This is a genomic window from Serratia sp. Z4, from assembly GCF_009900725.1.
In the GTDB taxonomy this organism is placed as follows: Bacteria; Pseudomonadota; Gammaproteobacteria; order Enterobacterales; family Enterobacteriaceae; genus Serratia; species Serratia nematodiphila.
The window spans coordinates 22416-30951 of the sequence record NZ_JAAABD010000015.1 but is presented as its reverse complement, the minus strand read 5'-3'; the positions used below and the strand labels follow the sequence as shown (position 1 = coordinate 30951).

Annotated in this window: 7 protein-coding genes and 1 pseudogene; all 8 read left to right on the top strand. The window is 53.3% G+C overall.

Annotation, left to right across the window (positions count from 1 at the left end; translation table 11 throughout):
- Positions 1-378: pseudogene (gene tuf / locus GT753_RS24805) on the top strand (elongation factor Tu); the annotation flags it as partial.
- 260 nt (positions 379-638) lie between these two features.
- Positions 639-1022: a preprotein translocase subunit SecE gene (gene secE / locus GT753_RS24800; RefSeq protein ID WP_004929916.1), complete on the top strand. Its 384-nt coding sequence runs from the start codon at positions 639-641 to the stop codon at positions 1020-1022.
- Position 1023: 1 nt separating this feature from the next.
- Positions 1024-1569, top strand: coding sequence for a transcription termination/antitermination protein NusG (gene nusG / locus GT753_RS24795; protein WP_004929914.1), 546 nt, complete (start codon positions 1024-1026; stop codon positions 1567-1569).
- Positions 1570-1734: 165 nt separating this feature from the next.
- Complete coding sequence (gene rplK / locus GT753_RS24790; RefSeq protein WP_015376316.1) at positions 1735-2163, top strand: 50S ribosomal protein L11; 429 nt, start codon at positions 1735-1737, stop codon at positions 2161-2163.
- 3 nt (positions 2164-2166) lie between these two features.
- Positions 2167-2871: a 50S ribosomal protein L1 gene (gene rplA / locus GT753_RS24785; protein WP_004929908.1), complete on the top strand. Its 705-nt coding sequence runs from the start codon at positions 2167-2169 to the stop codon at positions 2869-2871.
- Between the two features lie 338 nt (positions 2872-3209).
- Positions 3210-3707, top strand: coding sequence for a 50S ribosomal protein L10 (gene rplJ, locus GT753_RS24780; RefSeq protein ID WP_004929905.1), 498 nt, complete (start codon positions 3210-3212; stop codon positions 3705-3707).
- A gap of 63 nt (positions 3708-3770) precedes the next feature.
- Positions 3771-4136, top strand: a complete 366-nt coding sequence (rplL, locus tag GT753_RS24775; protein WP_004929903.1) for a 50S ribosomal protein L7/L12 — start codon at positions 3771-3773, stop codon at positions 4134-4136.
- 332 nt (positions 4137-4468) lie between these two features.
- Complete coding sequence (gene rpoB / locus GT753_RS24770) at positions 4469-8497, top strand: DNA-directed RNA polymerase subunit beta (RefSeq protein ID WP_004929900.1); 4029 nt, start codon at positions 4469-4471, stop codon at positions 8495-8497.
- Positions 8498-8536: the final 39 nt, after the last annotated feature.

Here is an 8536-nt window from a genome sequence, read left to right as displayed (position 1 = left end):
CGTGCTGGTGAGAACGTAGGTGTTCTGCTGCGTGGTATCAAACGTGAAGAAATCGAACGTGGTCAGGTACTGGCTAAGCCAGGCTCCATCAAGCCACACACCCAGTTCGAATCTGAAGTGTACATCCTGAGCAAAGATGAAGGTGGTCGTCACACGCCATTCTTCAAAGGCTACCGTCCACAGTTCTACTTCCGTACTACTGACGTGACCGGTACCATCGAACTGCCAGAAGGCGTAGAGATGGTAATGCCAGGCGACAACGTGAACATGGTTGTAACCCTGATTCACCCAATCGCGATGGACGACGGTCTGCGTTTCGCAATCCGTGAAGGCGGCCGTACTGTAGGCGCTGGTGTTGTTGCTAAAGTTATCGCTTAATCGCTGATAAAGTTTGACGCGACACGCGGTAAAAGGGCATCATTTGATGCCCTTTTTCTACGCTGTGAACTAGAACCTATCTCATCAGCGATTTTGCAGTCATAATCATTGGTGAGATGGGCTCTTAAACCGTATTGACTGAAATACGTCATGGCGTAAAACACCGGGATATCGCTCGCGCGGTATCCGATCGGTTTGGTTTGCCTCGCAATGCGAGGCAAAGTTGTTTGTTCTGAATCATCATTGTGACAGGTTGGTTTATGAGTGCGAATACCGAGGCTCAAGGGAGCGGACGCGGCCTGGAAGCGGCAAAGTGGCTGATCGTCGCCGTTCTGTTGGTTGTGGCTATTGTCGGTAACTATTACTACCGTGATTTAAGCCTGCCATTGCGCGCGCTGGCAGTTGTGCTGATCATCGCCGTTGCAGGTGCAGTGGCTCTGATGACCACCAAAGGCAAAGCCACCGTTGCGTTTGCCCGTGAAGCGCGTACCGAAGTACGTAAAGTGATTTGGCCAACTCGTCAGGAAACGTTACACACCACGTTGATCGTTGCCGCGGTAACCGCCGTGATGTCACTGATTCTGTGGGGGCTGGATGGTATTCTGGTCCGTCTGGTGTCGTTTATTACTGGCCTGAGGTTCTAAAATGTCTGAAGCTCCAAAAAAACGTTGGTACGTCGTTCAGGCGTTTTCCGGTTTTGAAGGTCGCGTAGCGCAATCGCTGCGTGAACACATCAAACTGCACGATATGGAAGAGCTGTTCGGCGAAGTGATGGTGCCTACGGAAGAAGTGGTTGAAATCCGTGGTGGCCAGCGTCGCAAGAGCGAGCGTAAATTCTTCCCTGGCTATGTGCTGGTGCAGATGGTGATGAATGACGCCAGCTGGCACCTGGTGCGCAGCGTACCGCGTGTCATGGGGTTCATCGGCGGTACGTCTGACCGTCCTGCGCCGATCAGCGATAAAGAAGTTGATGCGATCATGAACCGCCTGCAGCAGGTCGGTGACAAACCGCGTCCGAAAACGCTGTTCGAACCGGGCGAGCTGGTGCGCGTCAACGACGGCCCGTTTGCCGATTTCAACGGCGTGGTCGAAGAAGTCGATTACGAGAAGAGCCGCCTGAAAGTTTCCGTTTCCATCTTCGGCCGTGCAACGCCGGTGGAACTGGACTTCAGCCAGGTTGAAAAAGGCTGATCGAATAATCAGCAATAAGCGGTCCGTTGCCGCTTGTCAAAGGCGCGAAATTGAACTACAATTTCGCGCCTTTTGTTTTTAGATGCCTTGCCTGATGTCTGTCCGGCGAGGTTAAACACGGGGAGCCTCTCACGAGGCGATACTACCCAAACCGAGGAAATTTAAATGGCTAAGAAAGTACAAGCCTACGTTAAGCTGCAAGTTGCAGCTGGTATGGCTAACCCGAGCCCACCAGTGGGTCCAGCTCTGGGTCAGCAGGGCGTTAACATCATGGAATTCTGTAAGGCATTCAACGCTAAAACTGACAGCGTTGAGAAAGGTCTGCCAATTCCGGTTGTTATCACCGTTTATTCTGATCGCTCCTTCACTTTCGTTACCAAAACCCCGCCAGCAGCAGTTCTGCTGAAAAAAGCGGCTGGTATCAAGTCTGGTTCCGGTAAGCCGAACAAAGACAAAGTAGGTAAAGTGACCCGTGCTCAGGTACGTGAAATCGCAGAAACCAAAGCTGCGGACATGACTGGTTCTGACGTTGAAGCGATGACTCGCTCCATCGAAGGTACCGCTCGTTCCATGGGCCTGGTAGTGGAGGATTAAGAGATGGCTAAGCTGACCAAGCGCATGCGCGTGATCCGTGACAAAGTTGATGCTACTAAACAGTATGACATCACTGAAGCTGTTGCTCTGCTGAAAGAGCTGGCCACCGCTAAATTCGTAGAAAGCGTTGACGTTGCCGTTAACCTCGGTATCGACGCTCGTAAATCTGACCAAAACGTTCGTGGCGCTACCGTTCTGCCACACGGCACCGGTCGTTCCGTTCGCGTTGCCGTATTTACCCAAGGCGCTAACGCTGAAGCAGCGAAAGCTGCCGGCGCAGAGCTGGTAGGTATGGACGATCTGGCTGAGCAGATCAAGAAAGGCGAAATGAACTTCGACGTTGTTATTGCTTCCCCGGATGCAATGCGCGTTGTAGGTCAACTGGGCCAGATCCTGGGTCCACGCGGCCTGATGCCAAACCCGAAAGTGGGTACCGTTACTCCGAACGTTGCTGAAGCAGTGAAAAACGCTAAAGCAGGTCAGGTTCGCTACCGTAACGACAAAAACGGCATCATCCATACCACTATCGGTAAGGTTGATTTCGACGCAGACAAACTGAAAGAAAACCTGGAAGCCCTGCTGGTTGCGCTGAAAAAAGCAAAACCTTCTCAGGCGAAAGGCATGTACATCAAGAAAGTTAGCCTCTCCACCACCATGGGTGCTGGCGTTGCTATCGATCAGAGCGGTCTGTCTGCCGCAGCGAACTAATCGCACTTGCGATTATCGCTTTGACTTGGGGCCGAGATTTGTCTAGAATTTTATGCCCCAAGGTTTTGCTATTGGCTATGCCGTAGGCAAAACAAAGATTTTTCGGTTGGAGCCTGGCCTATCCAGGCCTCCGTCCAAGACCGCAGGTGTATCGCGAGATACTTAATCCTTCCTGCGTAGACGGTGACAGAGCCTAAGAAAATTTTTCTTTTTTATAAAAGAATGTCTTTGCTGGATTCTGCTCACCGTGTTAAGCCGCTCGGCGTGGCGTTTTACAAAGCGCCGAGTGAAGTGAGTTCCGGGGGATTTTCCCCGGCTAATCCAGGAGCAAAAAGCTAATGGCATTAAATCTTCAAGACAAACAAGCGATTGTTGCTGAAGTCAGCGAAGTAGCCAAAGGCGCGCTGTCTGCGGTTGTTGCGGATTCCCGCGGCGTTACCGTAGATAAAATGACTGAACTGCGTAAAGCAGGTCGTGAAGCTGGCGTTTACATGCGTGTTGTTCGCAACACCCTGATGCGTCGCGTAGTTGAAGGCACTCCATTCGAATGCCTGAAAGACACGTTTGTCGGTCCAACCTTGATTGCATTCTCTCACGAACACCCGGGCGCTGCTGCTCGTCTGTTCAAAGAGTTCGCGAAAGCGAATGCAAAATTCGAGGTTAAAGCTGCGGCCTTTGAAGGTGAGCTGATCCCAGCGGCGCAAATCGACCGCCTGGCGACGCTGCCAACTTACGAAGAAGCGATCGCACGCCTGATGGCAACCATGAAAGAAGCCGCTGCCGGCAAACTGGTTCGCACTCTGGCTGCAGTACGCGATCAGAAAGAAGCGGCGTAAGCCACTCTTTCTTAGCCTTTGCTAACGTATTTAAACTATTTCTGAATTTTAGGAACAATTGTTATGTCTATCACTAAAGACCAAATCCTGGAAGCAGTTGCCGCTATGTCCGTAATGGACGTTGTTGAACTGGTTTCCGCTATGGAAGAAAAATTCGGCGTTTCTGCTGCTGCTGCTGTAGCTGTAGCTGCTGGCCCAGCTGAAGCTGCTGAAGAGAAAACTGAATTCGACGTTATCCTGAAAGCTGCAGGCGCTAACAAAGTTGCTGTTATCAAAGCAGTACGTGGCGCTACCGGCCTGGGTCTGAAAGAAGCTAAAGACCTGGTTGAATCTGCTCCAGCCGCTCTGAAAGAAGGCGTGAGCAAAGATGACGCAGAAGCTCTGAAAAAATCTCTGGAAGAAGCTGGCGCAGAAGTTGAAGTTAAATAAGCCAACCTTTCCGGTTGCAGCCTAGTCTTTTAGGCTGATGGCTGGTGACTTTTTAGTCACCAGCCTTTTTGCGCTGTAGGGCGCCAGTAGCGTTTCACACTGTTTGGCTGCTGGTTTCGCCTCCCAATGTTTGTTTCTATTGACGACTTAATATACCGCGGTCTTTGCACTACCAGGAGTTCTGGGGGAAGGCGCGATGAAATGGTTTAAGCGTGATAGCAAGAGACATTGCGGAAAGTGTTCCCGCTTTCCGGTCGACAAAACGGTGTTGCATGAACTGTCCCTAATCGGACGGACAGATTGGGTCACTGATCAGCGAGCTGAGGAACCCTATGGTTTACTCCTATACCGAGAAAAAACGTATTCGTAAGGATTTTGGTAAACGTCCACAAGTGCTGGACATACCATATCTCCTTTCTATCCAGCTTGACTCGTTCCAGAAGTTTATCGAGCAAGATCCAGAAGGGCAGTACGGCCTTGAAGCCGCATTCCGTTCTGTTTTCCCTATCCAGAGCTACAGTGGCAATTCGGAGCTGCAATACGTTAGCTACCGTCTTGGTGAGCCGGTCTTCGACGTCAAAGAGTGCCAGATCCGTGGTGTGACGTTCTCTGCACCGCTGCGCGTAAAACTGCGCCTGGTTATCTATGAGCGCGAAGCGCCTGAAGGTACGGTCAAAGACATCAAGGAACAAGAAGTCTACATGGGCGAAATTCCGCTCATGACCGAAAACGGCACCTTTGTGATCAACGGTACTGAGAGGGTTATCGTATCTCAGTTGCACCGTAGTCCTGGCGTATTCTTCGACAGCGATAAGGGTAAAACCCACTCCTCGGGTAAAGTGCTGTACAACGCACGCATCATCCCTTACCGCGGTTCATGGTTGGACTTCGAGTTCGATCCGAAAGACAACCTGTTCGTGCGTATTGACCGTCGCCGCAAACTGCCTGCGACCATCATTCTGCGCGCGCTGAACTACACCACTGAACAGATCCTCGACCTGTTCTTTGACAAGATCGTCTTCGAAATCCGCGACAACAAGCTGCAGATGGAGCTGGTGCCTGAGCGCCTGCGTGGTGAGACCGCTTCGTTCGATATCGAAGCCAACGGCAAGATCTACGTAGAGAAAGGCCGTCGTATCACCGCCCGTCATATCCGTCAGCTGGAAAAAGACGACATTCAGAGCATTGAAGTACCGGTAGAGTACATCGCGGGCAAAGTGGTCGCGAAAGACTATATCGATACCAATACCGGCGAACTGATCTGCGCAGCCAACATGGAGCTGTCGCTGGATCTGCTGGCCAAGCTGAGCCAGTCCGGCCACAAGCGCATCGAAACGCTGTTCACCAACGATCTGGATCACGGCGCGTATATCTCTGAAACGCTGCGTGTCGATCCGACCAACGATCGTCTGAGCTCGCTGGTAGAAATCTACCGCATGATGCGTCCTGGTGAGCCGCCAACGCGCGAAGCTGCCGAAAGCCTGTTCGAGAACCTGTTCTTCTCCGAAGACCGCTACGATCTGTCCGCGGTTGGCCGTATGAAGTTCAACCGTTCTCTGCTGCGCGACGAGATCGAAGGTTCGGGCATCCTGAGCAAAGACGACATCATCGAAGTGATGAAGAAGCTCATCGATATCCGTAACGGCAAGGGCGAAGTGGACGATATCGACCACTTGGGCAACCGTCGTATCCGCTCCGTCGGCGAAATGGCCGAGAACCAGTTCCGCGTAGGTCTGGTGCGTGTTGAGCGTGCGGTGAAAGAGCGTCTGTCTCTGGGCGATCTGGATACCCTGATGCCTCAGGACATGATCAACGCCAAGCCGATTTCGGCGGCGGTGAAAGAGTTCTTCGGCTCCAGCCAGCTGTCCCAGTTCATGGACCAGAACAACCCGTTGTCCGAGATCACGCACAAGCGTCGTATCTCTGCACTGGGCCCGGGCGGTCTGACCCGTGAGCGCGCCGGCTTTGAAGTTCGAGACGTACACCCGACCCACTACGGCCGCGTGTGCCCAATCGAAACGCCGGAAGGTCCAAACATCGGTCTGATCAACTCCCTGTCCGTGTACGCACAGACTAACGAGTATGGCTTCCTGGAAACCCCGTACCGCCGCGTGCGCGACGGCGTGGTGACCGATGAAATCAACTACCTGTCTGCTATTGAAGAAGGCAACTTCGTTATCGCCCAGGCGAACTCCAACCTGGATGAAGAAGGCCGCTTCGTAGAAGACCTGGTCACCTGCCGCAGCAAAGGCGAATCAAGCCTGTTCAGCCGCGACCAGGTTGACTACATGGACGTATCCACCCAACAGGTTGTTTCCGTTGGTGCCTCACTGATTCCATTCCTGGAACACGATGACGCCAACCGTGCATTGATGGGTGCGAACATGCAACGTCAGGCCGTACCAACCCTGCGTGCTGACAAGCCGCTGGTCGGTACCGGTATGGAACGCGCTGTAGCGGTTGACTCCGGCGTAACCGCCGTTGCCAAACGCGGCGGTGTGATCCAGTACGTGGATGCTTCCCGTATCGTTATCAAAGTTAACGAAGACGAGATGTACCCGGGCGAAGCAGGTATCGATATTTACAACCTGACCAAGTACACCCGTTCTAACCAGAACACCTGCATCAACCAGATGCCGTGTGTGAATCTGGGTGAGCCAATCGAGCGCGGCGACGTGCTGGCGGATGGCCCATCGACAGACCTGGGCGAACTGGCACTGGGCCAGAACATGCGCGTAGCGTTCATGCCTTGGAACGGCTACAACTTCGAAGACTCCATCTTGGTCTCCGAGCGCGTGGTGCAGGAAGATCGCTTCACCACCATCCACATCCAGGAACTGGCGTGCGTGTCTCGCGACACCAAGCTGGGGCCTGAAGAGATCACCGCCGACATCCCTAACGTGGGTGAAGCTGCGCTCTCCAAGCTGGATGAATCCGGTATCGTGTATATCGGTGCTGAAGTGACCGGCGGCGACATTCTGGTCGGTAAGGTAACGCCTAAAGGCGAAACCCAGCTGACGCCGGAAGAGAAACTGCTGCGTGCGATCTTCGGTGAGAAGGCGTCTGACGTTAAAGACTCTTCTCTGCGTGTACCGAACGGCGTTTCCGGTACGGTTATCGACGTGCAGGTCTTCACCCGCGATGGCGTGGAAAAAGACAAGCGCGCGTTGGAAATCGAAGAGATGCAGCTGAAGCAGGCGAAGAAAGACCTGACTGAAGAACTGCAGATCCTGGAAGCCGGTCTGTTCGCACGTATCCACGCGGTACTGGTTGCCGGTGGCATCGAAGCCGACAAGCTGAGCAAGCTGCCGCGCGATCGCTGGCTGGAACTGGGCCTGACCGACGAAGAGAAGCAAAACCAGCTGGAGCAGCTGGCTGAGCAGTACGACGAACTGAAATCCGACTTCGAGAAGAAGCTGGAAGCCAAGCGTCGTAAGATCACTCAGGGCGACGATCTGGCGCCGGGCGTGCTGAAAATCGTCAAGGTTTATCTGGCCGTTAAACGTCAGATCCAACCGGGTGACAAGATGGCGGGCCGCCACGGTAACAAGGGTGTTATCTCCAAGATCAACCCGATCGAAGATATGCCTTACGATGAAAACGGCACGCCGGTTGACATCGTACTGAACCCGCTGGGCGTACCATCACGTATGAACATCGGTCAGATCCTGGAAACCCACCTGGGTATGGCTGCGAAAGGCATCGGTGAGAAGATCAACCAGATGCTGAAGCAGCAGCAGGAAGTGGCCAAGCTGCGTGAGTTCATCCAGAAGGCCTACGATCTGGGCGACGACGTTTGCCAGAAAGTTGACCTGAACACCTTCAGCGACGACGAAGTGCTGCGTCTGGCAGAGAACCTGAAAAAAGGTATGCCGATCGCAACGCCGGTGTTTGACGGTGCGAAAGAGACTGAAATCAAGAAGCTGCTGGAAATGGGTGGTATCCCGACCTCCGGTCAGATCACGCTGTTCGATGGCCGTACCGGTGAGCAATTCGAGCGCCAGGTTACTGTTGGCTATATGTACATGCTGAAACTGAACCACTTGGTTGACGATAAAATGCACGCCCGTTCAACCGGTTCTTACAGCTTGGTTACTCAGCAACCTCTGGGTGGTAAAGCGCAGTTCGGTGGTCAACGCTTCGGTGAGATGGAAGTGTGGGCACTGGAAGCATACGGCGCGGCTTATACCCTGCAGGAAATGCTCACCGTTAAGTCGGATGACGTTAACGGCCGTACCAAGATGTACAAAAACATCGTGGATGGCGACCACCGGATGGAGCCAGGCATGCCGGAATCCTTCAACGTACTGTTGAAAGAAATCCGCTCGCTCGGCATCAACATCGAACTGGAAGACGAGTAATCGTCATGCCGGCTCAGGCTCCCCGCCTAAGGGAGCCTG

Coding starts and splice junctions, on each gene's coding strand:
- rplA (WP_004929908.1), top strand. CDS start 2,167: ATGGCTAAGCTGACCAAGCGCATGCGCGTGATCCGTGACAAAGTTGAT.
- secE (WP_004929916.1), top strand. CDS start 639: ATGAGTGCGAATACCGAGGCTCAAGGGAGCGGACGCGGCCTGGAAGCG.
- rplL (WP_004929903.1), top strand. CDS start 3,771: ATGTCTATCACTAAAGACCAAATCCTGGAAGCAGTTGCCGCTATGTCC.
- rplJ (WP_004929905.1), top strand. CDS start 3,210: ATGGCATTAAATCTTCAAGACAAACAAGCGATTGTTGCTGAAGTCAGC.
- rplK (WP_015376316.1), top strand. CDS start 1,735: ATGGCTAAGAAAGTACAAGCCTACGTTAAGCTGCAAGTTGCAGCTGGT.
- nusG (WP_004929914.1), top strand. CDS start 1,024: ATGTCTGAAGCTCCAAAAAAACGTTGGTACGTCGTTCAGGCGTTTTCC.
- rpoB (WP_004929900.1), top strand. CDS start 4,469: ATGGTTTACTCCTATACCGAGAAAAAACGTATTCGTAAGGATTTTGGT.